The 25100-nt window shown below is 66.7% G+C and carries 26 protein-coding genes and 1 pseudogene; 21 read left to right on the plus strand and 6 right to left on the minus strand.

The window, feature by feature from the left end; genetic code table 11:
* Together ACFU5M_RS15800 and ACFU5M_RS15805 are read left to right on the plus strand one after the other, a co-directional pair.
* On the plus strand, positions 1–560 hold a 560-nt coding region (locus ACFU5M_RS15800), incomplete at its 5' end, for a LuxR C-terminal-related transcriptional regulator (protein ID WP_379049245.1).
* 162 nt (positions 561–722) lie between these two features.
* On the plus strand, positions 723–1394 hold the full coding sequence (locus ACFU5M_RS15805) for a PAS and ANTAR domain-containing protein (protein WP_379049247.1): 672 nt from the start codon (positions 723–725) through the stop codon (positions 1392–1394).
* A gap of 79 nt (positions 1395–1473) precedes the next feature.
* Here the strand turns inward: ACFU5M_RS15805 and ACFU5M_RS15810 are convergent, their stop codons facing one another.
* The gene (locus ACFU5M_RS15810; protein ID WP_379049249.1) at positions 1474–2475 is read right to left on the minus strand and encodes a helix-turn-helix transcriptional regulator; all 1002 of its coding nucleotides are present in this window, start codon (positions 2473–2475) and stop codon (positions 1474–1476) included.
* A gap of 62 nt (positions 2476–2537) precedes the next feature.
* Between ACFU5M_RS15810 and ACFU5M_RS15815 the strand changes: the two are divergent.
* The 4 genes and pseudogenes from ACFU5M_RS15815 to ACFU5M_RS15830 form a co-directional block, all read left to right on the plus strand.
* A pseudogene (locus ACFU5M_RS15815) lies at positions 2538–3122 on the plus strand (DinB family protein); the annotation flags it as partial.
* Positions 3120–3539, plus strand: a complete 420-nt coding sequence (locus ACFU5M_RS15820) for a RidA family protein (RefSeq protein ID WP_379049347.1) — start codon at positions 3120–3122, stop codon at positions 3537–3539. The pseudogene ACFU5M_RS15815 and the gene ACFU5M_RS15820, both read left to right, overlap by 3 nt.
* Before the next feature lie 85 nt (positions 3540–3624).
* Positions 3625–4332, plus strand: coding sequence for a hemerythrin domain-containing protein (locus tag ACFU5M_RS15825; RefSeq protein ID WP_379049250.1), 708 nt, complete (start codon positions 3625–3627; stop codon positions 4330–4332).
* Between the two features lie 186 nt (positions 4333–4518).
* A complete protein-coding gene (locus tag ACFU5M_RS15830; protein ID WP_379049350.1) occupies positions 4519–5430 on the plus strand; it encodes a manganese catalase family protein in 912 nt (303 codons plus the stop codon).
* Positions 5431–5550: 120 nt separating this feature from the next.
* On the opposite strand, the gene ACFU5M_RS15835 is transcribed toward ACFU5M_RS15830, so the two are convergent.
* From ACFU5M_RS15835 to ACFU5M_RS15845, 3 genes are all read right to left on the minus strand, one after another.
* Complete coding sequence (locus ACFU5M_RS15835; protein ID WP_379049252.1) at positions 5551–6729, minus strand: DUF3089 domain-containing protein; 1179 nt, start codon at positions 6727–6729, stop codon at positions 5551–5553.
* Positions 6730–6899: 170 nt separating this feature from the next.
* A complete protein-coding gene (locus tag ACFU5M_RS15840; RefSeq protein ID WP_379049254.1) occupies positions 6900–7475 on the minus strand; it encodes a zinc-binding dehydrogenase in 576 nt (191 codons plus the stop codon).
* 243 nt (positions 7476–7718) lie between these two features.
* Positions 7719–8150: a 4-oxalocrotonate tautomerase family protein gene (locus ACFU5M_RS15845; protein WP_379049256.1), complete on the minus strand. Its 432-nt coding sequence runs from the start codon at positions 8148–8150 to the stop codon at positions 7719–7721.
* A gap of 536 nt (positions 8151–8686) precedes the next feature.
* Here ACFU5M_RS15845 and ACFU5M_RS15850 point away from each other — a divergent pair.
* The 12 genes from ACFU5M_RS15850 to ACFU5M_RS15905 all read left to right on the plus strand — a co-directional run bounded on the left by ACFU5M_RS15850 (position 8687) and on the right by ACFU5M_RS15905 (position 20119).
* Positions 8687–8911, plus strand: coding sequence for a hypothetical protein (locus ACFU5M_RS15850; RefSeq protein ID WP_379049258.1), 225 nt, complete (start codon positions 8687–8689; stop codon positions 8909–8911).
* Positions 8911–9099, plus strand: coding sequence for a hypothetical protein (locus ACFU5M_RS15855; RefSeq protein WP_379049260.1), 189 nt, complete (start codon positions 8911–8913; stop codon positions 9097–9099). Before ACFU5M_RS15850 ends, ACFU5M_RS15855 begins: the two co-directional genes overlap by 1 nt.
* Positions 9100–9469: 370 nt before the next feature.
* On the plus strand, positions 9470–10279 hold the full coding sequence (locus tag ACFU5M_RS15860; protein ID WP_379049352.1) for an MlaE family ABC transporter permease: 810 nt from the start codon (positions 9470–9472) through the stop codon (positions 10277–10279).
* 2 nt (positions 10280–10281) lie between these two features.
* Positions 10282–11145, plus strand: a complete 864-nt coding sequence (locus tag ACFU5M_RS15865; RefSeq protein ID WP_379049262.1) for an ABC transporter permease — start codon at positions 10282–10284, stop codon at positions 11143–11145.
* A gap of 8 nt (positions 11146–11153) precedes the next feature.
* Positions 11154–12605 (plus strand): MlaD family protein, encoded by a 1452-nt coding sequence (locus ACFU5M_RS15870; RefSeq protein WP_379049264.1) that lies wholly within the window; start codon positions 11154–11156, stop codon positions 12603–12605.
* Positions 12602–13624 carry an MlaD family protein gene (locus ACFU5M_RS15875; RefSeq protein WP_379049266.1) on the plus strand — a complete coding sequence of 341 codons (1023 nt, stop codon included), beginning with the start codon at positions 12602–12604 and terminating at the stop codon, positions 13622–13624. The genes ACFU5M_RS15870 and ACFU5M_RS15875 overlap by 4 nt, the downstream gene beginning before the upstream one ends.
* Positions 13621–14634 carry an MCE family protein gene (locus ACFU5M_RS15880; protein WP_379049267.1) on the plus strand — a complete coding sequence of 338 codons (1014 nt, stop codon included), beginning with the start codon at positions 13621–13623 and terminating at the stop codon, positions 14632–14634. Before ACFU5M_RS15875 ends, ACFU5M_RS15880 begins: the two co-directional genes overlap by 4 nt.
* The gene (locus ACFU5M_RS15885) at positions 14634–15734 is read left to right on the plus strand and encodes an MCE family protein (RefSeq protein ID WP_379049269.1); all 1101 of its coding nucleotides are present in this window, start codon (positions 14634–14636) and stop codon (positions 15732–15734) included. Before ACFU5M_RS15880 ends, ACFU5M_RS15885 begins: the two co-directional genes overlap by 1 nt.
* A complete protein-coding gene (locus tag ACFU5M_RS15890; protein ID WP_379049270.1) occupies positions 15731–16852 on the plus strand; it encodes an MCE family protein in 1122 nt (373 codons plus the stop codon). Before ACFU5M_RS15885 ends, ACFU5M_RS15890 begins: the two co-directional genes overlap by 4 nt.
* Positions 16849–18027: an MCE family protein gene (locus ACFU5M_RS15895; protein ID WP_379049272.1), complete on the plus strand. Its 1179-nt coding sequence runs from the start codon at positions 16849–16851 to the stop codon at positions 18025–18027. Before ACFU5M_RS15890 ends, ACFU5M_RS15895 begins: the two co-directional genes overlap by 4 nt.
* Positions 18028–18036: 9 nt before the next feature.
* Positions 18037–18735, plus strand: coding sequence for a hypothetical protein (locus ACFU5M_RS15900; protein ID WP_379049274.1), 699 nt, complete (start codon positions 18037–18039; stop codon positions 18733–18735).
* A 475-nt stretch (positions 18736–19210) separates the two neighbouring features.
* Entirely contained in the window at positions 19211–20119 is a 909-nt protein-coding gene (locus ACFU5M_RS15905; protein WP_379049276.1) for an oxygenase MpaB family protein, read from the plus strand.
* Positions 20120–20407: 288 nt separating this feature from the next.
* Here ACFU5M_RS15905 and ACFU5M_RS15910 read toward each other — a convergent pair whose 3' ends face one another.
* On the minus strand, positions 20408–20560 hold the full coding sequence (locus ACFU5M_RS15910; RefSeq protein WP_379049278.1) for a hypothetical protein: 153 nt from the start codon (positions 20558–20560) through the stop codon (positions 20408–20410).
* 82 nt (positions 20561–20642) lie between these two features.
* On the minus strand, positions 20643–21347 hold the full coding sequence (locus ACFU5M_RS15915; protein ID WP_379049279.1) for a PAS and ANTAR domain-containing protein: 705 nt from the start codon (positions 21345–21347) through the stop codon (positions 20643–20645).
* Positions 21348–21681: 334 nt separating this feature from the next.
* Between ACFU5M_RS15915 and ACFU5M_RS15920 the strand changes: the two genes are divergently transcribed.
* The 3 genes from ACFU5M_RS15920 (at position 21682) to ACFU5M_RS15930 (ending at position 25065) form a co-directional block, all read left to right on the plus strand.
* Positions 21682–23010, plus strand: a complete 1329-nt coding sequence (locus tag ACFU5M_RS15920; RefSeq protein WP_379049281.1) for an APC family permease — start codon at positions 21682–21684, stop codon at positions 23008–23010.
* Between the two features lie 223 nt (positions 23011–23233).
* Positions 23234–23779: a hypothetical protein gene (locus ACFU5M_RS15925; protein ID WP_379049283.1), complete on the plus strand. Its 546-nt coding sequence runs from the start codon at positions 23234–23236 to the stop codon at positions 23777–23779.
* 251 nt (positions 23780–24030) lie between these two features.
* Complete coding sequence (locus ACFU5M_RS15930; RefSeq protein ID WP_379049285.1) at positions 24031–25065, plus strand: TIGR03617 family F420-dependent LLM class oxidoreductase; 1035 nt, start codon at positions 24031–24033, stop codon at positions 25063–25065.
* The last annotated feature ends 35 nt before the right edge of the window (positions 25066–25100 follow it).

Genomic DNA, 25100 nt, shown 5'->3' on the forward strand with positions numbered 1-25100 from the left:
GCATGCTGCTGTTCGACAATGCCGGCGGTCTGGTGTCGCTCGATGACGAGGCTCGGCACCTGCTCGCCCAGATGCCGCGTGGGCCGATGACGCCGACCGCCACCGGCATCGCGTTGCCGCTGCCGGTCTGGATCCTCAGCACCGCGGGACGGGCCCGATTGACCGGTGAGAGCTCCCGGATCCGCATCCGGTCCAGCACCGGCCGTTGGCTGGTCTGCCACGCCTCCTGCCTGCGCGACGCCGACGGGCGTCCCGGGATGACCGCGATGGTGATCGCACCCGCCAAACCCTCCGAGATCATGTCCCTGGTGGTCGCCGCCTACGAGTTGACCACGCGCGAAATGGAAGTCACCGAACTGATCGCCCGCGGCCTGGCCACCAGCGATATCGCCGCCCAGCTCTTCCTTTCCGCACACACCGTCCGCGACCACGTGAAGGCCGTCTTCGAGAAGGTCGGCGTCGCCAGCCGCGGCGAACTCGTCGCCAAACTTTTCACCGACCACTGCGAACCCCTCTCCGCTCGCAGCACCGTTCGTGTGCTGGACGCTGGGGCGAGGTAGACGTGCCTGAGCATCCGCCCGGTCGGCACACTCGATCGGCCGACTCGAGTCACCGGAGCAGCCCCCGGCACAGGACAGGCGGCGGCGGAAAAATTGCTCCGGTCCGACCGGCGCGCTGCGATCTTCTCGTCGCTGGTGCCCCAGGGCGTGAATGATCGAGTGGTGAAGAAGACGGCGCACCCTGGCAACGAAAGCCCTGCGGAGACCGCAGGCGGCAGCCGCCAGGAACTGGACACCATCGGAAGCTTCCGATTCTGGTTCGCCGACCACCGCTGGGAGTGGTCGGATCAGGTCGCGAACCTGCACGGGTACGCACCGGGGACGGTCGAGCCGACCACGGAACTACTGCTGGCGCACAAGCACCCGGACGACCGTGCCACGGTCGCGGAGACGCTGGCCACGGCGGTGCGGACCGGCGAGCCGTTCTGCAGCAGGCACCGCATCATCGATTTGGGCGGCCGGGTGCATCACGTGCTGGTGGTGGGGGATCGGTTGCACGACTCGACCGGCGCGACCGTGGGAACCACCGGCTACTACGTCGATCTGACCGGCCGGCTGGACGAGAACCGGCAGGAAGTGCTGAAGGAGACGCTGCCGGAGGTCGTGGCCGCGCGCGAGGTCATCGAGCAGGCCAAAGGCGTCCTGATGTTCGTCTACGGCATCAACGCCGAACAGGCGTTCGGGGTATTGCAGTGGCGCTCCCAGGAGACCAACACCAAACTGCGCGACCTGGCGGCCAAACTCGTCGCCGCGGTCGTCGCGGCGGGCGGCGGGCCGGTTCAGCAGCGCACCCGATTCGATCATCTGCTCCTGACCGTCCACGAACGACCCTGATGAATCCGCCCGGGTGATCTCCGGCGCGGAGATTCACCGGGGCATCGGCCGCCTGTCTCGCCGATCGCTCGCGGCCGGTTCACGACTCCTCGATGTCCGGCGCGGGTGCGATGGCCGCCCCGGCCGCCAGCAGTCGCTGCGCCAGCGCGCGACTGCGTCGCCCGAGCTCGGGAGGGTCGAGTACCTCGAAGTCGTGCCCCAGCAGCAGCATGTGCACGAGCACGATGTCGAGGCTGCCGTCGGCGCCGCTGAGTACTTCGCACAATCCGCTGCCGCGCGGTCGCACCGCCGCCGCCGACGCCGGGATCTGCGCGCGCACGGTGTCGGCAGAGGCGTGCACCAGGAAGCGGGCTCGATGCGGGTAGACCCGGCTGGCCACCCCTTCCTGCACGTAGGCCGCTGCCTCGGGCGCCGCACGCGGACGGAAGCGCCACGTCCGTGCGGACACCTCGGTCATCCGGTCGACGCGGAAGCTGCGCCAGTCGTCGCGATCGAGGTCGAAGGCCAGCAGGTACCAGCGGCGGTCGGAGGCGACCAGCCGGTAGGGCTCCACTCGCCGCCGCCGTACCTCGCTCCCGGCGGGGTAGTCGAAGGCCGCTTCGACCTCGTCGCGGCAGGCTCTGGCCAGGCTCATGAGCACGCCCGGGTCGACCGGGGTGCGGCCGCCACCGAAGGACTCCACCGCGCCGGAGAGTGCGTGCACTTCGTGCCGTAACCGGGTGGGCAATACCCGGTCGAGCTTGGCCAGTGCTCGGAGTGCGGCGTCACCGGCGCCCGCGACCGCGCCACCCGCGCCGGCCAGGAGCGACAACGCGGTGACGATCGCTTCCTCGTCGTCGAGGAGCAGAGGCGGAAGGTCCTGCCCCGGGCCGAGCCGATAGCCACCGCCGACGCCCTGGTCGGCATGCACCGGATAGCCGAGCGCGCGCAGGCGCTCGACATCGCGCCGGATCGTGCGCGGTGTGACGCCGAGCCGGGCGGCGAGCTCGGGGCCGGTCCAGACCTCGCGTTGCTGCAGCAGCCCGAGCAGTGTGAGCACCCGCTCGGTCGTGCCCCGCTCGTTACCGCTCGCCACCTCCATATCGCTCAGCCTGCCAGAAATAGCGGACCGATTCTGTCCGCTAGGCATGTCAAGGTGGCGGCATGGACACAGACGAACTCGACTGGAACAAGACGTTGCGCGAACAGTGGGAGTTCCACTGGAACCATCAGCTTCGACCCCGGCTGCACAACCTCACCGACGACGAATACTTCTGGGCGCCGGTGCCGGAGGCCTGGAACGTGTGGCCGCGCGGCACTTCGACTGCGCCCATGCAGGCCGGTGCGGGCGACTTCACGATCGACTACGCCTTCCCCGAGCCGGTCCCGGCGCCGTTCACCACCATCGCCTGGCGTCTCGGTCATGTCATCGTCGGTGTGCTGGCCGCGCGTAACGCGGCCCACTTCGGCGCGCCCGCCGCGTCGTACGAGACATGGGATTACGCCGGCGACGCGGCCACCGCGCTCGACCAGCTCGAGGCCCAGATCGACACCTGGCTGACCGGAGTGCGCGGTCTCGGGGAGGCCGGCCTCCGGGTCCCGATCGGCTCGAAGGAACCCTTTCCCGAGTTGCCCATGGCCGACTTGGTGCTGCACATCCACCGCGAGCTGATCCACCACCTGTCCGAGGTCTGCCTGCTGCGCGACCTCTACCTGTATACCGATTCCGGCACCGTCAGGAGACCCGTGACCACGACGCATCTCGACCCCGAGGAACTGCACCGGAACCCGGCCTTCACACAGGGCGTGATCGCACCCGCCGCTCGGACGCTCTATGTCGGCGGCCAGCTCGGCACCGACCGCACCGGGAAGCTGCTCGACGGCATCGAAGCGCAAACCGTCCAGGCGATGCGCAACGTCCTGACCGTGCTCGCCGCCGCGAACACCGGTCCCGAGCACGTCGTCAAACTCACCATCTACCTCGTCGACGGGGTCGACGCCCAGGTGGGCTACGCGGCGTCGCGTTCGGTGTGGGGCGAACACCGCACCGCCATCACCGTCGTCTCCACGGCGGGACACGCGCGCCCCGGCGCCCTGGTCGAGATCGACGCGGTAGCGATCGTCCCCGACCAGACGGCTCCCGAATCCAGTCGAAACGGCGGATAGCGACTTCCCGGACGGCGAGGTGTTTCCCTCGACGACGTGAGGGTAGGACGTGCGCGAGAGCCGACCCACGACGAAGGAGCTGCCGATGCCGCGTTCGCTTGCCGATCAGACCGAAGCGGAGTTGGGCGGCCGGCGCAGTGTGCTGAGCCTGCAGCGCCGCGATCATCGACTCCTCGATGCCTTGCTGACCCGCATCGACGCCAGTGAGGGCGACGCGCGGCGGGATGCGCTGACCGCACTGTGCCGCCTGGTCTTCCCCCATGCGTTCGCGGAGGAAGCGGTGCTATGGCCGCTGGCCCGGCGGGTCCTGGCCGACGGACAGGAACTGACGCTGCGGGTCGAGCAGGAGCATCAGGAGATCAACGAGCTGTTCAGCGAACTGGAGACGATGGACGCGGACAGCCCCGAGCAGCACGGGCTGTTCGGGAGGATCGAGGAGCTGTTGCGTCAGGACGTACGGGACGAGGAGGACGTATTGCTCCCGAAGTTGCAGGAGGCACTCGACCTACCGGCCCTGCGCCGCGTGGGGTGGGCGTGGCTGGCCGTGCGGGTCACCGCGCCCACGCGGCCGCATCCGAGCGTCGCCCGGCGGCTACCGGGTAATGCGCTGGCAGCGGTGCCTCTCTCGCCGCTGGATCGCTCGCGCGACCGGCTCGACCAGGCGGCTCGCCGAGCACCTGGGCGATGGGCGGCGGGGTGCGCGCAGGCTAGTCATGCCCTGGCGTTGGCGGCGGGGGTGGTGGAGCACCTGCCGCCGTTGCGGCGAGGTGAGCACCCCTCCACCCGCGCCTGAGTCCGATCCGGATTATGCGCACTTCTGAGGTTTGCCACACGGCGAACCGTTCTATTAGTGTGCGCGAATTCCACTGAGTCGCACAGGAATTGCTCAAAAATCCATCTTTTCTCCGGGTTTGCTCCGGATCGGCGGAGGTATCCGCCCGACGGGGAGGAGATCCCGTTCGTCGTCTTGGAGGAATGCATGTTCCGTCATACCGATTATTTGCAGTTCGACGTTCAACCCGAGAAGCCCGACCCCGTGTACGCGCGAAAGCTCCAGGAGCTCATCGGCGGGGCGTTCGGCGAGATGACCGTCACGATGCAGTACCTGTTCCAGGGCTGGAACTGCCGGATGCCCGGCAAGTACAAGGACATGATCATGGACGTCGCCACCGAGGAGATCGGGCACGTCGAGATGATCGCCACCATGGTCGCGCGCTTGCTCGAAGGAGCTCCCGCGACACGCGCCACACAGGAAGCCGCGGCCGATCCGGTAGTCGCCGCCGTGCTGGGCGGAATGGATCCGCAGCAGGCGATCGTCTCCGGCGGCGGGCCCTCGCTGTCGGACAGCAACGGTGTGCCGTGGAACGGCCGATACATCGTGGCCAGCGGCAACCTTCTGGCAGACTTCCGCGCCAACGTAGCCGCCGAGGCCCAGGGCCGCATCCAGACCGCACGCCTGTACAACATGACCGACGATTCCGGCGTCAAGGACATGCTGAAGTTCAACCTGGCCCGGGACACCTACCATCAAAATCTTTGGCTCGCGGCGATCGAGCAGCTGAAGGAGGACGGTTTGGAGGACACCATCACCCCGAACGCACTGTTCGACGAGGAGCATTCCGAGCACGCGACGAGCCTGTGGCACCTGTCCGACGGCACCCAGTCCGACCAGGGCCGCTGGGCGACGGGTGTCGCCCCGGACGGCGTACACCAGAACGGCTTCCTCGCCGACCCGCAGCCGCTGGGCGACAAGGCCTCGGCCCCGCCGCCGGACCCGAAGCTCTACGCCACCTACGACGGCTCCCAGGGCAAGCCGCGCTCGGCTGCGTTCGGCACCGAGGCGGGACTTGTCGGCAAGGTCAAGGACGCGCTGGACCCGAACAAGCCCTGATCGGCAGCCGGCGCCACTCTCGTTCGACGCGAGCGAGGTCGGCGCCGGCGCGGGCGGGTGCCGCAGCCCGCGACGTTGCGCGCGCTTCGATACGTTCGCCGTCGGTCGTGGCCCGTCGGTTCAGCGGTGCGCGGCGCGATGAGCGCTGCTCTGGGACGCCACGATGCGAATCAGATCGCCCAATGCGATCTCCACGTCGGTGAGATGCAGACCCCAGGTCGCGTCCGGGACGGCATACAGCTCGGGGCTGCCCGGCGCGGGAGTCGCCATCAGCGCCGTCGCGCCGCCGTCACGCACGCACTGGAGCCGGTACTTCTCGGCGGGAACCAGCCACGGGGTCGCCGCGACAACGGCGGATGGCCCCTGCCGAAGCGCCACCTCGACGCCGAGCGGGCTGGGCACCGGGTTCGCGCGGAGCAGGGTCGCCGCGGTGCGAGATTCGTTGCGGCTCAGCGAGGCCGGATTGGTACAGGCGATCTCGTAGCCCGGGCCGTACGGCCGTGGCAGCGGCTCCGGGGTCATCGGGTTGCGGCCGAATCGGCTGTCGGGCGGCGGGGTCGTGCCGAAGGTCTGCCAGGCGAGCACGCATCGCGTCTGTCCCTCGCTGTGGCACAGCGGCAGGTACCGGAAGTCGCCGCCGACGTCACCGTGTTCGGGCACCACCACGTTGCCGCCCAGCAGGATCGCCGACAGGATCCGGTCGCGTACCGCCTGCTGCGGTTCGATCTCCTCCCTGATCAGCTGGCGCAGCATGCGCGCCCCTTGCGAATGCCCGATCAGCACGACCGGCCTTGCGCTTTCGCGCTCTGCGAGGAACTGCCGCCATGCCCGCAGGACGTCGTCGTAGGCGATCCGCGCCATCTCCGCGCGTTGCTCGGGGGTGTACGTCCGCTCCGTGGCCAACGCGGTGAGCGTCCGCTGCCGGTACACCGGCGCGAACACCTGACAGACCTGGGAGAATCGGGCCGCCTGTTGCTCGGCGACCGCCCGAACCTCCGGCGTCACGGCGGTATCGGAGTTGGGCGTCGGCTCCGATGACACCGTCGGATACACGTAGAAGCAGTCCACCCCCGAATCACCGGCAGGGGCGGGGTCCTCGCGCAGATCGGGTTGTCCCGCCTGCCGAACCGTCGTCGCCGAACTCCCTCGGCATGGATCATCCGCCCGATCCGGCCTGCACAACCACACGACACCGGCGTCATCGGCGGCGTCCGCCGCCGCGCTCACCGACGACCCCGCCACCAGTCCGACTCCGCATACGACGGCCGCGACCGCCCGCTGCCACCGGCTGTCCCGCATCACGCACACCTCACTGCTTCCGCGCCGGACCACGAGTGCCGGCCTTGCCACACCCGAACGGTGTTTCGGCGCTTTCGTCGGCGTCAGCCTAGCGGCGATCGCACGGGCCTGGACCTCGATCGCTCGTGCACGGTGTACCGCAGCCTCACGGCGCTCGAGGGAGGTCGAGGCTACGCGGCGAAATCCGGCTCGGCCAGCGGACACCGGTGGCGAGTTTCAGCCTGCCCCGGCGGCGTACAGGGGCTCGCGGTGCAGGACCAGCTTGGTGGTGTGCGCCGTGTAGGCATCGGGGGCGTCTTCCCAGTCGGCGGTGACGGTGGTGACTGTTTCAGCGGAAAAATTTGTCGCGCGACGAAATCCAGCACGTCGGGCAGGATCGACCGGACATTCGACACGCCGATCTTCAGCGTGGCGTCGTTGGCGTACATGTGCATCAGCGGAACTCTGGTTCCGGCTCGCAGGTAGTACCCGACGGGTTGGCAGATGCCGCCCGGTGCGAGCGAGCGCAGCGCCAGCTCGACCCCGATGGCGGAAGAGGTGCCCTCCACGGCGATGTCGTAGTCGGTGCGCGGGATGTCGGCGGGCCGCAGCTTGCCTTTGGACGCCGTGAAATGTGCTTGGGCACCGAGCTTTTCGGCGATATCGAGTCGCTCGGGGCGGTGATCGACGTAGTCGACGACCTCCGCACCGTGCCGGACCGTCAATCCGGCCGCGTACAGGCCGATGCTCTGTGCTCGGCGACGCACTCGTGGCCGATGCCGAACGGTCCCCGGAACGGGACGGGTCCGCAGATGCCGGCCACGATCGGATCTATCAATCCGGTTCGCATACCGAGTTGCATCGCCCGCGAGACGTGCCGGTGGATCGGCATGGTGTCCCCATCGCAACGTCCTGCGACGAAGGGGCGAACGAGTGCGTCGCGCGCATCGCGCAACACCGGCGTGGGCCGTTCCCGCCACTCCACACGTCCGGGGCGGAGGAATTGCAGCTCACGCATTCGCGCGCTGCTCCTGTGCGAGCGCGGCCAGTTCCTGGAACTTCACCACGTTGCCCGCCGCCCCCCAGGTGCCCTCGGGCTGCTCGTGGATCAGTACCCACACACGCAGGGCATCGCCCTCGGCGAGACCTGCCGCGACGAGCACTTGCTCGGTGACTTCCTCGATGAGTCCCGCTTTGCGGCGGTCGGACAGCGCGCCTGCCGGGACGGTTACGTCGATCCGGAAACGAGGCAGGTCGTCTCCGAGCGCCGCGAACCCGCCGTCGGCGACCTCTTCGAGACGGCACCAGGCCTGGGCGCGGAAGAAGGGGTTGTCCGGTGCGCCTTCCCACTTCAGCAGGGTTTCGGGCAGGGACTTCAGCAACCCTGAGCGCGCCTCCGCGGAGAGGGTCCCGGACGGCAGCGTGAGCTGGATCATCGGCATTGTTGTGCGCTCCTTCGGTATGTCGGCTCAGCGCTATAACGCTCGTTATAGAGCGTGACGCTACTCTATGACGCTCGTTATGGACAAGGGCAAGCCGGGTCACGGCCGGGCGGCGGGGTTTCGGCGGCGGCGCGGACCGTCGCGTTTGCGCGAGTGGCCGTGTTTCGTCGGTCCAGGGGGACGTAGGTTGCCCGAGGGGAGTCGAGGCAGCCCGGTGTGGAGGCGGGTGTCTCGGGGGCTGTGTGGCTGGCTGCTGTCCACCGGCTGCCCCTTCGGCGCGGCTCGGCTGTAGGAGCAAGATTGAGAATCACCATCAACATGACTGCTGTATCGGGCTGCTGATGTGTGCCTATTTCCTGCTCATATCCTGCACTTCAGGGCGTATTCGCCCGAAAGCCTTCCGTTCCTATGAGAATAATGACTAACATAGCTGCTCGGGTCCCGTTGGCCGATCCGGATGGCCGGACACCTGCCTCCGGCAGATGTCCCGGTCCCGTGCGCGCGGCGCGGATCGAAGCGAAAGGATGCATCGACGCATGCTCAAGAGACTCGACCGAATACTCGGTTACGAGATGAAGGTCTCCGAGTTCCTCGGCACCCTCATCATCATCGGCGTTCCCTACGGGGCGGCCGGGGTGATCTGGACGCTCACCCACACCGGTCATCTGCGCGATATGCACGGCATCGACCTGGTGATGTCGTTCCTGGGGTCCATCGTGTGCTGGCCGGTGCTCACGTTCTCGAATGTGTGCATGACCTGATGATGGCTTTGGTGTGGCTCATCGATGTTCTCGTGATCGTGGTGAAGATCCTCGGTGGGCGGATGAAGGTTCATCCCGTTCTTCGTGCCGGGGTGTGGGTGGCCGTGCTGAGCCTCTTGCTGGCCGGCTGTGCGGTGCTCGTCGCACTGGCGGTGTTGCTGCAACGGTGGTTGGAAGGCCTCACCTAGCGTCCTCTGCCGGCTGGCTGATCGACATCATAAGAGGGGAATGTGCGGTCACTTACCGATTCATCAACCGTCTCACGCAGGCGCGTTGGCACTTGAGTCTGGTGCAAGATTGCAGATCAGAGCGGTGTAATTCGGCGAGATGAGGTGAGCCGAACGACGGGCGGCGGTCTTGCATCACAAATAAATAGTCAATCACTTGTCTCTTGTATGACGTCTGTGCGGTGTGCAACACTTCACACGCTCCGCGCCCTCGAAGGGGCGGCCGCTGGTGCGGCGGACGAGAAATCGAAAGGAACGGCCACCAGTGACTGCCTCGCTGCGATCGCCAGCCGACAAGCAACCGCCACTGGAACCGGGCGAGATCGAGAAGATGGTCGCCGGCGCATCGGGATTGTGGCGACGCCACCCCCAGCGCTCGCTGGAAACGCTGGGCCGTCAAGTCACTTTGGGCCGCGAAGCGATTGTCCAACTGTTCGTTTCGCTGGTCCGGGGACGATTTCCCTACCAGGAGTTCATCAAACAGTGTGCCTTCATGGCCAGTGTGTCGGCCGCGCCGACAGTGTTCGTGGCCATTCCGATCGCCGTCGTGGTGTCCATCCAGGTCGGCGCTCTCGTGAACCAAGTGGGCGCCACGACATTCATCGGGGCGGTCGCGGGATTGGGCATCATCCGTCAAGGCGCGCCATTGGTGTCGGCATTGATGGTCGCCGGTGCGGTCGGCTCGGCCATCTGTGCCGATCTGGGATCGCGAACCATCCGGGAAGAAATCGACGCCATGATGGTGATGGGCGTCGACCCGGTACGTCGCCTGGTCGCGCCCCGTCTCGCGGCGGCGGTATTGGTGAGCGTCTTGCTCTGCGGGTTCGTCGTGTTCGTCGGATTCGCGACCGCCTACATGTTCAATGTGTACGCCCAGTCCGGCACGCCGGGCTCGTTCATCAGCTCGTTCGCCTCCTTCGCCGTGGCCGACGACTTGATCATCGCCCTGGTGAAAGCCGCCATCTTCGGGGTGCTGACCGCGGTGATCGCCTGTGACATCGGTTTGCACGCGCATGGTGGCCCAGGTGGGGTCGCCAACGCGGTGAACTCGGCGGTGGTCAGCTCCGCGCTGATGTTGTTCGCCACCAACATCATCCTGACCCAGCTGTACAACACGTTGTTCCCGGCCAAGGTGGTGTGAGGATGGCGAGCAGCTACACACCCCCGGCGCTGAAGCCGCTGCGCGCCGTCGGGCAGGCCGCGTTGGCACCGGTACACGCCAACCAACGCGTGGGGCACCAGGCCATCACATTCTTCCAGGCACTCGCCGCCATCCCGTTCGTCCTGCGCCACTACCGCCGTGAGGTCGCGCGGCTGACGGCCGACATCGGCTGGGGCAATGGTTCGCTCATCGTGGGTGGCGGCACGATCGGCGTCGTCGTGATCTTGTGCGCGTTCGGCGGCATCATCGTCGGCATGGAGTCGTTCACGGCGTTGAACCTCCTTACCATGTCGCCGCTCACCGGCGCGATCTCCGGCTTCGCCACCACCAGGGAACTCGCGCCGATTCTGGCGACCCTGGCTTTCGCGATTCAAGCGGGATGCAGATTCACCGCTCAACTCGGCTCCATGCGGATATCCGAGGAAATCGATGCGCTGGAGTCCATCGCCATTCGCCCGCTTCCGTATCTCATCAGCACGCGCATGATCGCCTCCACCCTGACCATCATCCCGCTGTACAGCATCGGTCTCGCGACCGCCTATCTGACCACCAAGATCACGGTGCTGTTCCTGGGCGGAACGGCGGCCGGTACCTACGATCACTACTTCTTCCAGTTCCTGATCGGCACGGACGTCTTTTTCTCACTGCTCAAAGTGGTGGTGTTCGTGATGCTGTCGACGTTCATCCAGTGCTACTACGGCTATGTCGCCACCGGTGGCCCGGAAGGTGTCGGGGTCGCGGCCGGACGTGCCATCAAGATGGTGATCGTCGTGATGGTGTTCGCCAATCTCTTTCTGACATTGACCATCTGGGGCATCGATCCCGGATTCCGGATCTCGGGGTAAGGCCGACAATGATTCTGGACCCCAGTGGCCGCGGACCGAGCGCCAAACAGTTGACCCTCGCCGGGCTGGCGGTGCTGACCACGGTCGCGGTTCTGCTGTACCTGCTGGCGCTGCGGTACACCGGCTACTTCGAGGACAAGGTGCCGGTGACCATCGTGCTCACCAGCACCGGCGACGGCTTACCCGGCCGGGCGGACGTCAAGTTCCGCGGCATGGTCGTCGGCCGGGTGGCCGCGGTGGATGTGGTGAACCGCGGTGCCGTGCAGCATGCCGACGTGGATCTGAAACCCGGCGTCGCCGAGACGATTCCGGTCAACGTGACCGCCCGGGTGATCCCGAACAATCTGTTCGGCGTCACGGCGATCGAACTCGTCGACAACGGACCGGAACCGAAGACGCTGCGCGCCGGTGCGACCATTCCGGAGGACACCGGCAGCGAGACGGTGGCGTTGCAGACCACGCTGAATGTGCTGCGCAACGTGCTCGACAACATCCAGCCCGAGAAATTGGGCCGAGTGCTGGCCACCCTCTCGGCGGCGCTGGAGCCCTCGGCGCGTGTGCCCGGCTCGACGATCGAGCGCTTGGACAACTGGATGACCGAGATAAGGGCGACGCCCGGCGTCGACGCACTGCTCGGGGATCTCGGGCGAGCGTCGATCGCGTTGAGCCAGTCGGCTCCCGAACTGGTCGGGGTGCTGTCGGAGTCGGTGACCACCGCCCGCACCCTGGCCGAACGGCGATCGGAACTCATCGACCTGCTGGCCACCGGAAACGCGACGGTCGACACGGTCAACGCGCTGTTCGCCCGTAATCCCGACGCGGGCAAGTTCCTCGTCGCCGGACTGGACGATCTGTTCGGCGGCTTGGCCAAGGACCCGGAAGCCATTCCCTACACCGCCGCGAACCTGAATGTGGCGCTGCAACGGCTGGCCACCACATTCCATTTCGGCCCGGCCAGGCAGATGGTGTGGAAGATGGATGTCTCGTTCACGCCCTTCCAGCAATACACGGCGAAGGACTGCCCGCACTACGGCGACCAGTACGGCCCCCGCTGCGGCGGCGCCACGGTTCCGGACGTGGCGCCGGAGCAGAACTATCCGCCGCAATTGGTGCCGAAGTGGCTCGATGCGGCAGGTCCCGCGCCGGTGCCTGCTTCCCCCGCTCCAATGGGCGCCATGGGTCTGGTGCTTCCCGGCCTGCCTGCGATCCCCGGCCTTCCCTTCCTTCCGGGTCTGCCGTCCATCCCCGGGCTCGCGCCGACGCCGAGCGCCGTCGCGCCGACGGAGCCCGGCACGCAGGATCCCGGCGCGACCGCGAAGCCGATCGCGCTGCGCGGATCCGATGCCGTGGCGGCGATCGTGGGAACGCGGCCGACCGTGGCGCAGTACCTGCTGCTGAGCCCGGTGCTGGCCGGCGGATCGGTCACCGTAGCCGCCGACGACGAAGGGCCGGGTAAATGAAATCAGCCAAGGCGCTGGCGGGATTCAGTGTGTTCGCGGTGGTGGCCGTCGCGCTCACCTGCACCATCTGGTCCACCTTGCAGCGGTCGGTCGCCGGCGACACCCATCGCTATTCGGCGATCTTCTCCGACGTGCTGGGGCTGCGCGTCGGGGACGACGTGCGCATGGCGGGCGTGCGGATCGGCCGCGTGGACAAGATCGATTTCGCCGACGGCTACCGCGCCCAGGTCGACTTCCGGATCGATGACCGCCAGCATCTCACCACCACGACGAAGGCGCTGGTGCGCTACCAGAACCTGATCGGGCAGCGCTACATCGCCCTGGCGCCGGGCAAGGAAGCGGGCGCCGTGATGGCGCCCGGGGCGCTGATTCCGGTGGAACGAACCGAGCCGTCGTTCGACGTGTCCGCACTCCTGTCGGGATTCGAACCGTTGTTCAGCGTGCTGCAGCCCGACCAGGTCAACTCCTTGTCCGAAACGCTGATCCAAGCCCTCCAGGGCAATCAGGTGTCGCTCGGCAACCTCATCGTGCAAGCATCCCAGCTCGCGGGCACCTTCGGGCAGCGCGACGAGATACTGGGGGAAGTCCTGGGCAATCTGAGCTCGGTGATCAGTGGTCTGGCCCATCGCAGCGGCGAGCTCGAGACACTGCTCACGCAGGCCAGGGCGCTGGTGGAGGCCCTCTACTCACAAGGAGAGAGTCTGAAGCACTCGGTCGACCGGGTAGCTCACACGACCGATTCGCTGACCGGGCTGATCATGCAGGTCAAGCCCGGGCTGGCGAAGGCGCAGAACGACGCCACCACGGGTGTCGCGTTGCTACTGCTCAACGGCGCCTCGCTGGACCGGGCCGCGGTCGAACTGCCCGCCGTCCTCAACGGCGTCGCCCGCTTCACCAGCAACGGCGCCTACGGAAACGCCTACCTGTGCAGCCTGGACGTGTCGTTGTGGGGTGTGCTGTTGCCTCCTGGGCTGTTCTCCCAAGTGGGCGGCAACTCGCATTCGGAGGTGTGCCGATGATCAAAAGTATTCCGGCGCTGGGATTCCTGCGGAATCGGTATCTGCGGCTCGGCTTGATCGCGGCGGCCACGGTGGCGGCGCTGTTGATCGGATCGAGCGTATTGACCCAAGCCCGATTGGGAGACAAGACGATTCACGCCGAGTTCGCCCAGGCTGCCGGTCTGCGTCCCGGTGCGACGGTCGACGTATCCGGAATAGAGGTCGGCGAGGTGCGCTCCGTTCGCCTCGATGGCACCAAGGTCCTGGTGGATCTGAAGGTCCGCCGCGATCTTCGGTTGGGGCCGGATGCGCGCGCGGCCATCAAGATGTCGACGATCCTCGGCCGGCTGCACGTCGACCTGGTGCCGGGAGATGGAAAGGGTCTGCCGGGCAACCGCATACGGATCGAGAACACCTCGGTGCCCTACAACCTGAGCAAGGTGATCCAGGACCCGAAATACAAGAACTCCTTCGAGCGCATCGAGCGCATCGATCCGCAGAAGCTTCGGCAAGCGCTGGATCTGGTCGACCAGCAGATGGGGCAATCCCCACAGCTGGCGGTCCAGGCGCTCGACAGTATCGGTGCACTCGCCAAGGTCGTCAGCGATCGGCGTGACGAGGTGGATTCGCTGCTGAAGAGCATGGATCAGGTGTCCCAGCTCGTCTCGGACAACCAGAACAGCGTGCTGCTGTTGCTGACCCGCGGAGAAGCGATCGGCGACGCCGTCCGGCAGCGGCAGGATCTGCTGAAGCAATTGCTCGACAACGTCGCGGCACTGTCGAGATTGCTGCAGCAGATGGGTCTGGAGAACAACGGACAGCTCGCGCCCCTGATCCACGATCTGAACACCATGTCGGAGGGGCTGGAGAAGAACCGCGACAATCTGGACCGCCTCTACGAGAACATGCCCATCGCTTTGCGTCAGTTCAACAACGCCGTCGGCAACGGGCCCTACGGAGACGTGTGGGCGCCATGGTTCTTCCCGGACAACTGGTTGTGTTTCGCTCGAGCCGTACAGGGGTGCAACTGATGAGAACACGACGATTCGCCCGAATCGGTGGGCTGATCGTGGCCGCGCTGGCCACCGCGAGTTGCGCGCTCGTCCCGGACAGCCTGTCCTCGCTGCCGAGGCAGTACCTCGGCGAGCACGTGCGCATCAGCGCCGATTTCGAGAATGTCGCCGGGCTCTACGCGGGCAACGAGGTCGCGGTACTGGGAGTTCCGGTCGGCCGGGTCGACACCGTGGCGGCCAAGGGCAGCTACGTCCAGGTCACCATGAGCTTGGAGAAGGGAACGAAGATCCCGGCCGATGCCATCGCAGCCCTGGTGTCGCCGCAGCTGATCACCAACCGCCACGTCGAACTCGCGCCCGCCTACGGCGGCGACGGACCGATCCTGGCCGACGGAGCGCACATCCCGCTGGCCAGGACCCGGACACCGGTCGAGCTCGACCGCATCCTGCAGAACTTCGACCAGCTCGGCGCCGCCCTGAAAGGCGACAACGACAGCGGCCCCATGGCCAGCCGGGTCCTGTTCCCGCTCCTGGACGGCAATGGCGACCGCCTGCGCGAGACGTTGGACGCACTGTCCTCGGCCTTCGAGGTGACCTTCGCGAACAAGGATCAGATCTCGAACACGATCATCAAGCTGAACGAGATCACCCAGATCATCGCCCAGAACGACCAGACCGTGCGCGATTTCAGCGGCCGCCTCACCGAGTTGGTGCAGCTGATGGGTGACCAGGCGCCCGGCCTGCAGGCGGTACTGCAGCAGCTGGACCAGTTCGTCACCAACACCGGCACGCTGGTCGGCGAGAACTCCGATCAGCTCGCCGGTGCGCTGGAGCGATTCACGACGATTACCGAGCAGATGCGTGCCAACGCCCGCGGACTCACCGAGATCGTCGACGTCGGACCACTGCTGTTCGAGAACCTGTCCAACTCCGTCAGCCGGGAGCACGAAGCGCTGCGCCTGCACGCGCTGACCGACAAGGTTCTGCTCGACAATGAAGTCGTGTCGCAGTTCTGCGAACGGATCCAGCTGCGCCTCGACGGTTGCCGTACCGGGAAGATCCAGGACTTCGGGCCCGACTTCGGGCTCACCGCAGCACTTCTGGGGATCACGAAATGATCGGAACGAATGGGCTTCGACGCACCGCGATGGCCGCCGCGCTGGTCGCGACGGTGAGCACCGCGACCGGTTGCACCGTGACGGTGTCCGATCTGCCGATGCCGAAACCCGGTATCGGAGCGCCGGGCTACACGATTCGCGCGGCGTTCCGTGACGCGCTCAATCTGCCCGATCACGCGCACGTGAAGATCGGTGGGACCGATGTCGGAGTCGTCACCGCGATCAGCACGACCAACTTCATCGCGGAGGTGGAAATGCTGATCAGGGAGGATATTCAGCTCCCACGGGGTACCACCGCCGAACTGCGTCAGGCGACGCCGCTCGGAGACATCTTCGTCGCGATGACATTGCCCGCGGCGCCGGCGGGGAGTGAGAATCTGCGCGCCGGTGACATCATCGGCACGGAGCACACCTCGGCCGCCGCGTCCGTCGAGCAACTGATGATGTCGGTCTCGATGCTCATCAACGGCGGCGGCATCAATCAGGCCGCGAAGATCACCTCCGAGATGGATTCGATGTTCGCCGGTCGCGCCACGGAGTTGGCGCACTTGATCAGCGAGATGACGGCCGTCATCGCCGCGCTGAACCAGCGAACCGGAGACATCGACAACACCCTGACCGGCCTCAACGTGCTGACCGGGGAATTGGCCGGACGGAAAGCCGAGCTGGGCGATGCCGCCGACACGTTCCCGGCGCTGTTGGCCCTTTTCGCCGAGAACAACCAGTCCATCGTCGACCTGCTCGACAAAGTGTCGACGACGATGACCGCGCTCGGTGACTTCACCGAGACGACCGGACCTCGAGCCGTCAGCCTCTTCGACAGCATCCAGCGATTGATGGCGGGCTTCACCCAGATGGGTGACGACCTGGGTGGAACATTGAACGGCCTGCACACCCTGTATCCGTCGTTGATGGCGAGCCTGGATGGTCCCGCCTTGGCGGTCGCCGCGACGGTGTCGTATCTCAGTGTCGGCGCCTTGACCGATCCCAGCGGCAGCAGATTGCCCGAACTCGGCGACGTGCCGGCGTTCATCGGCAGCCTGGCGCAGGTCATCGAGAAGGTGATCGGGCGGGTCACCAGTCCTCCGCAGCATCCGGAGCAAGGGGGAGACCGATGAATCCTCCCTTGTGGCAATGGCTCGTACGGCAACGCATCGTGCTCGCCAACGTGGGATTGGTCGTGGTGCTGGTTCTGGGCGCGGTCTATCTCGGCGCCGAAGTCCTGCGGATCAACCCGCTGCCCAGTACCTATTCGGTGACAGTGGAACTCCAGTCGTCGGGTGGGCTGTCGGCAGGCAACGACGTCACCTTCCGCGGTACCAGGGTGGGGAAGGTCCGCGAGGTGAAAGTCGCGGGCAGCGGCATCGCGGCCGTCGCCGAGATCGACTCCTCGGCGAAGATCCCGGTGGGCGGCACGGTCGCCGTCGGCCGGCTGTCGGCAGCGGGCGAGCAGTACCTGGATTTCCGTCCGGATTCCGATACCGGTCCCTACCTCACCGACGGGGCGTTGGTGGAACGGTCCCAAACGACCGTCCCGGTGACGGTGCAGTCGGTGCTGACCAATCTCAGCGGCTTCATCGGGGGATTGAACCCGGAGCGGCTGACCATCATCGTCGACGAACTCGACAAGGCGCTGGCCGGCGGCCCCGACCAGTTGCGGAACATGGTGTCGGGCATCAGCCGTGCCATGGCCGGGTTGACCGATCTGCTTCCGCAGACACGGCAACTGATCGAGAACCTCGAGGTGATCGCGGAGACGACCTCGCATGCACAACCGGATCTCGCGACACTCACGCGCACGGGTGGTGTGCTGTTCGAGCAGCTGACCGCGGCGGACCAGGAAGTACGTCACCTCCTGGACGAGGGGCCGGTCCAGTTGCGCACCCTCGGCGGTTTCGTGTCCCGCACCCAGGACCCGCTCACCGATCTGATCACGAACTTCGTCGCGATCACCAAGGCCGCCAAGCTGCGCGCCCCGGCCATCTCGGCCCTGTTCCCGGCACTGCGGGTCGGCTCGGAGGCGCTGGGCATACCCGCCCACGACAACGCCTTCCACACGCTGGTCGACATCTGGCCGCGCCCCACGTGCGAGTACGACACCATTCCCGTCGTGCCCACGGACAAGATGACCGACACCCGGATCCGGCTCTACAACTACTGCGTCACCAGCGATCCCGCCCTGCAGGTGCGCGGTTCGGCGAATGCGCCACGTCCCGACATCCCGGACAACGGGTCGACCCGACCGCCGGGCGTCACCGGCGACGAGTTGTCGCGCCCGGTCCCCGGCAACTAGGAGATTCCGATGAAGAGTGAAGACGTCGAGCCGACCGCCGAAGCCGAGTCGCCCGCGACGCAGTCGGAAGAGCGCGCTGTCGAGCCGGTACAAGCCGGCTCCGAGGACACGACGGCTGTGCGGGTGGACGGCGGCGCGGAGTCCGATGCGAGCCTCGCGGCGTCCGCCGGCCGGTGGGATCGACTGCGCCGCCTGCCGATCGGGCGTCCCGGGCCGATCGCACTGCGCTCGGCTGCCGCGATCCTCGTGGGTGTGTCGGTGGCCTCCGCCGGTTACTGGTACGTCCAGAACGACAACAGCAAGGACCTGCTGGCAGCGCAGGAGGACGCGCGCGCCGCGGCCTGCCGTTATGCGCCCATTCTGGCGAACTACGACTCGAAGAATCTCGACGCCTATTTCGCCGCGGTCGGCGACGGCGCCACCGGCGACTGGAAGAAACAGTTCGAGTCCACCAGCGCCGAACTGCGTGAGGTGCTCGGCCAAGGCCAGGTCACATCGGCCACGCGCGACGTGCAGTGCGCGATCCGCGCCGGGGACGAGCACTCCGCCGAAGCGATCGTGGTCATCGGCCAGACCATCACCAGTCTCGGCACCAAGGGCAAGCCCGCGCCGGGGCAGCTTTCGATGGTGATGCGCCTGGAGAAGGTCGGTGACCGGTGGTTGGTGAACAAGGTCAACTCGCCGTTGGCGTTGCCGCCGCAGTCGTGATCGCATGCCGGGCTCGGCTCTTCGCCGCGCCCGCAGCTGAGTCCCGACTATTGCCCCATCTTGGCAGACCGAAGGAACTAGCGGAAACATATGTTCTCGATAGCCTGTAAATAAGCATTTAGCATGCTATTTTGCCTTCGAAACGAGTCGGCAACGTAGTAGAATGATCAGTAACATAGTTGCCGGTTGGCCGTTCGGGCCGTCGACAGGGGAGTCCGATGCGCGCCATTGCTTTCGCGGATGGACGGTCGCGGTGGGGGCGTGTCGGGCTCGGCCGGATTCCGGCTCCGGAATCCACGGGACGTCTCGGCACGGCATCGACCGTCAGCGCTGTGCTCGGAGCGGAGTTGACCGTCTTCGAGTTCCTCGTTGCGCTCTCCGCCACCGGGCTGGTGTTCGGCGGCGTCCGGCTGATGTCGACGCGACTGATTCGCCTGGTCGCGCGACGTGTGAACGCAGATGGAAGGACATCCCGATGACCGCAGTCGCTCATCAATCCGATCGAGACCACGGTGTGCCGCTGACCAAGGACCGCACCCGGATCGGTATCAGCGTTACGCATCAACCGTTCACCAAACGGCCCATCAAGCTCACCGACGCTCTGGACTTCTGGTCCTTCGCCGGTGCCGCGGCGAACGTCGTCATGCAGATGGCCCGGCCGGGTGTCGGCTACGGCGTGGCCGAGAGCAAAGTCGAATCCGGGTCGCTGATGAAGCATCCGTGGAAACGCGCGCGTACGACGACGCAATATCTCGCGGTCGCCATCCTCGGCACCGAGGAAGAGCGCAACGCCTATCGCGAAGCGGTGAATGTGGCGCACCGGCAGGTGCATTCGGCTCCGGGTGCCGCGGTGAAGTACAACGCCTTCGACCGCAACCTTCAATTGTGGGTGGCCGCTTGTCTTTACATCGGCTTCGAGGACACTTACCAGCTGTTGCACGGAAGAATGAACGACGAGCAGGCCGAAGCGTTCTATGCCTCGTCCTCCACCCTGGGCACCACCCTGCAGGTAACGGAGGACATGTGGCCCGCCACCAGAGCCGCATTCGACGAATATTGGAACACCGCGTGCGAGCAAGTCGTGCTGGACGACTATGTCCGGGGCTATCTCGGGAACTTGCTCGAGCTTCGTATGATCCACTGGTCTCTGCGGCTGCCTTTCCGGAGCCTGCTCCGGTTTCTCACCATCGGATTCCTCGCCCCGATCTTCCGGGAACAACTGCGCGTGGAATGGACCGCCGCCGACCAGCGGCGCTTCGAGAACCTGTTCGTGTTCGTCTCCTTCGTCAACCGTTTCATTCCGCGCTTCATCCGCCATGGGGGATCACACGGGCTGATGGTCGACCTGCGACGGCGCATCCGCAAGCAGAAGAACCTCATCTGAGGTCGTCCGCCGGGCGGTGTCGGTTCTCGCGACGGTCGAGACAAGTCGCTCGCTAAACGATTCGGCCGCTGCGGGACTCGGATTTGGCGATCCCGCACGCTACCCGGTACATTCGACAGGTCAAAGCTACCGAGCGATCGGTGGATAGGCACGAATACCCCCGAGCGAGCCCCGAACCGATGCAGACCGGTGCGGGGCTCGGTTGGTTTGCGTGGTCTTTCGAGCAATCCGGCCGCCGCACGCTCGAGCGACGGCCTGCTCCGGTACCGCCGGCGGAAGCCGAACAAATCAGTCCCGCGGTTCTTGCGCCTCATCGGTGGTCAGTTCCGGGGCTATCTCCCGGGTCGCCATTCCACCGTGTCGGTTCTGATCGGTCGGGCCCGGCCTGCCTCCCTTGGGCTCGCCGCTGTTCTGGTCCTTCTTCTCTTTCTCGCGTGCCATGACAAACCTCTTTCCGTGTCGCTTCGATCTACCCGCCCCGGCTCAGTTCAATCGGCGGGGTGGAATGGCCGGTGTAATCACCTCAACGGTGGCCTTGGATCGGGCGTTCGTGCACGGTGAGCAGCACGTGGTCGAAGCGGGTACGCGTCTGCACCCCGGCGCCACCGAAATCGGTCAGCGCGGCCACCAGTTGCTCGGCCAGAACGCGCAACTTCGTGTTCGTCTCCTGCGATCGCCAGGTCAGCACGCGGAACGCCTGATCGGCCGAGATCCCGTACACCAGCATCAAGGCTCCCTTGACCTGCTCGATCACTTCGCGGGCGGCCACCATTTCCGGCAGTGTCCCGTCGATGATTTCCTGGCGTTCCTCGTCGACGGTGTCGGTGACATCGATATAGAACCCCGCCGTGCCGACCACCGCACCGGTGGAATCATGCATCCGATCTCCCACCACCAGTACGTGGTGCACGATCCCCGCGGTATCGATGATGCGGTGGCGGCCGCTGAACGGCTGCCCGGTTCGCACCGCCGTCGCCAGGGTGTCGGCGACCTCGGCGCGGTCGTCGGGATGTTTGTGTGCCAAGAGCAATTCCGTCGTCGGTGTCACCTCACCCGGCGCGTAACCATGCAAGGCCGCGACCTCATCCGACCATGCCCAGCGTTGATCGGCGAACCAGAATTGGAAGCTGCCCGTCCGCTTCGAGATCGGGACCGTCGGCGCCGGTCCAGATGGCGCGTTGTTCGTCACCGAACCGGTTTTCCCCGGTGCGGATTCGGTATGCGCCACGACCGGTCCACCGGCGCGTGAACCGCCTCACGAGCCACGCACTCGCAGTGCGGGACAGAGCACGCCCTCCTCGGGTGTGGCTGGCGGTGATGGTGCTGTATCCCGTGTTGAACGTGTACCCGCAGGAACTGATCCTCCGATCGTTCCTGTTCCATCGGTACGCGCCTGTCTTCGGCGAGGGAGCCGGGTTGGTGCTGGCCAGCGCGGCCGCGTTCGGCTTCGTGCACAGGCGGCTCCCCTTCGCGCGATCGCCGCGCCGCCGGTGTGAGGATCAGCGGGACATGGCGCCATCGCCGGGAGCATCAACGCCGGTAACGCGGGTATCCGCCGCTCTGTGGTGGATTCTTTGCGACGGGCGGTCAGCACGCCTCTGCTGTTCTTCTTCATCCTCGGTGACATCCTGGGGGCGGGCGTCTACGTGCTGGTCGGGGCCATCGCGCGGGAGTCGGGCGGCGCGATCTGGTTGCCGCTGCTGGTGGCGCTCGGTCTCGCCTGCCTCACCGCCGGTTCCTATGCCGAGTTGGCGACCAAGTACCCGAAGGCGGGCGGCTCGGCCCATTACGCGAGCCGTGCGCTCGGGCCCGCGGCCGGGTCGCTGGTCGGATTCTGCATGCTCGCCGCGGGTGTCGTGTCGGTGGCGGCGCTGAGCAGAGCGTTCGCCGCGGATTATCTCGGCGCGTTGGTGACTCTGCCCACCGCGCTGGTCGTGGTGGTGTTCCTCGCCGCGTTGGCGTTGCTCAACGTCTCCGGGATCAAGGAGTCGCTGGGCGCCAACGTGGCTGCGACGCTGGTCGAACTCGGTGGGCTCGTCATGGTCGTCGGGCTCGGCGCGTGGGTGATGATTCGGGGGGATGCCGATCCGGGCCGGCTCACCGCGGTGGGGACAGCGGAGCAGGGCGTGGTCGGCGCGACCCTCGCGGGCGCCGTCCTGGCCTTCTACTCGTTCGTCGGGTTCGAGACGTCGGTGAATCTGGCGGAGGAAGTCGCCGACCCGCGCAAGTCCTATCCGCGCGCGCTCTTCGGCGCGTTGCTCACCGCCGGTGGCGTGTACTTGCTGATCGGGGTGGTGGCCGGTGCGGCGGTACCCACCGACCGGCTGGCGGACTCGAGCGGTCCGCTCCTCGAGGTGGTGCGCCTGGCCGGAGGCGTACCGGACAAGTTGTTCGCGGTGGTCGCCTTGGTGGCCGTGGCGAACGGCGCCCTGCTGACCGGCATCATGTCCTCGCGATTGGCCTATGGCATGGCTCGCGAGGGTCTGCTTCCGCGGGCATTGGGCCGGATCTTGCCGGGCCGCCGGACGCCGTGGGTGGCGATCGGTGTCACGACGGCGGTGTCGTTGCTGCTCGCATTGACCGGGGAGGTGGCCTCGCTCGCGGAGACGCTGGTGTTGTTGTTGCTGGTCGTCTTCGCAGCGGTCAACGTGTCGGTGCTGATCCTGCGGCGCGAGAGCGACCAAGCGGAGCATTTCCGAGTGCCCGTCGTCGTGCCGTGGCTCGGGCTGGCCTCCTGTCTGTTCCTGTTCACCCGGATCGATGGTGCGGTGTGGTTACGGGGTTCCATCCTGATCGGCATCGGAGTGCTGTTCGCGGCCGTGAACGCGATCCGGATCCACCGGTCCGAACCGGACGGTCGTGGTGTCTTCCCGGCCCGGCGCGGAGCATGACGATTCGACTGCGATTCGCGCGGACACGATCAGGTCCTTGCACCTGCATGAGTCCGGTGGTACACAAAATCTATGAGTTCCCGAATAGATTTTCCTCGAGCCGCAACCGGTAGCCGAGTGTAAGACCCGGACACCGTCGCCATGGCGCCGCAGCGCCGATCGCAAAGACGGAGATCGAATCGAAATCCCCGCAACTCGCACCTGTCCCGGAGGTTCCCACGCAATGACCTATTCAGCGCACGGCGGCTCCTTGCTCGGCAGCGGAGTCCACGGATACACCCCACGGCGAGACAACCCACCCCCGGCGGCGCGTCGCGTTCCCGCGGTCCCGGACCGTCCCAGCGAATGGCAGCCCGGGATGCTGTGGTGGGATGCGAGCACAGTGCTGGCGACCTATCCGCAGCCGGAGGCATCCGGACACTGGACTACCGTGCCGCACCTGGTGTTACCGGTCGACCACGGGCGCCTGGCCTTCCGGATCTCGTCGCATTCGAGCGAGGCCCGGTACCTGGCCCGCGACCGCCGGGTCATCGTGCAGGCGGGGGACCGGCACGGTGCGCCGGCACTCGGGTCGCGCCAGCACCAAGGTATGGCCGAATTGCTCCGGACCGGACCATTGTTCGACCAGGTGCGGGCCGGTATGGACACCAAATACGGAAGACGGGTCGGCTTGGCGCGCCTCGCGCACAGACTGGCGATGGGCGCGGCGCCGTACGGAGACATCGTGGTCGTGGTCACGCTGTGGGAGAACCGGCTCCCCGGTCTGTGACCGCGCCCGACCACCGGTGACAACGCGTGATGCCGAGTTCGCCCGCCGCGCCGGATCGCCGCTGCCGAGGCGGTGAGGATTTCGCCGCGCGAAAGCCCGGGCAGCCCGGACGTCGATCGGTGCGCGGCCACGGTCCGTAGCGCTCGACGACGGATTCTTCCCGGACTGGACACGTGCACGGAGTGCTGTCCATACGATGAGGGCGACGTGTCGCGGAAGGCGTGGCGCGCCGTTGGCCGACGGAGGTCGAAGTGAAGGTCCATCTACAGGTCACCGGAGCGCCACGGCAGGCCGCGACCGACGCGCGGGAGCTGGCCGAGACCGGCGCCGACGGCCTGTTCACGTTCGAGGGCCCGCACGACGTGTTCTTCCCGCTCGTCGTCGCGGCCGGGGCGACGTCGCTGGAGCTGATGACGAACGTAGCGATCGCCGGGCCGCGCAGCCCGATGCATCTGGCGCACGCGGCCTACGACCTGCAGGTCTACAGTGAAGGCCGGTTTCGGCTCGGGCTCGGCTCGCAGATCCGCGCCCACATCGAGAAGCGCTACGGCAGCAGTTGGGGCGCGCCCGCGGAACGTACCGCGGAGAGCGTGGCGGCGGTGCGGGCGATCTTCGCCGCGTGGGAAGGCCGGGCGCCGTTGAACTTCCGCGGCAAGTACTACACGCACACTTTGCTGCCGCCCACCTTCGATCCCGGACCGAACCCGTTCGGCCCGCCGCCGGTGCTGATGGGCGCACTCGGGCCGGTGATGACCCGCAAGGCCGCCGAAGTCGCCGACGGGTTGCTGGTGATGCCGTTCAACAGCGAGCGCCACTTCAGAGAGCGCACCCTGCCCGCCGTCGCCGAGGGCCTGCGCCGGTCCGGCCGGACCCAGGACGGCTTCCCGGTGATCGCCCAGGTGATGGTCGCACTCGGACGCACGCAGGAAGCTCTGACCGCCGCGCTGGACGGGGTGGGCTCGCTTATCGCGTTCTACGGCTCCACGCCCGCCTATCGTCCCGTGCTCGAGGTCGAGGGCTGGGCGCCGTTGCACTCCCGGCTCAACGAGTTGTCCAAGACGGGCGGTTTCGCCGAGATGCGGGCGCTGGTGTCCGACGAGATGGTGCGCACGATCGGGGTGGCAGGCACACCGGAAGAGTGCGCGGCGCAGATCCGCACCCGCTTCGGCGCCGGAATCGGGGAAGTGTGCTGCTATTTCCCCGGCTACGCGCCGAACGCGGCGGATGTCGCCGACCTGGTCGAAGCCTTGCACGACGGGCAGGGGCCGTCGCGCGGGTGGGCATAGGGGTCGACGGCGGGGTCGACAACACCGGACCACCC

The sequence above is a fragment of the Nocardia sp. NPDC057455 genome (assembly GCF_042802775.1).
GTDB lineage: Bacteria > Actinomycetota > Actinomycetes > Mycobacteriales > Mycobacteriaceae > Nocardia.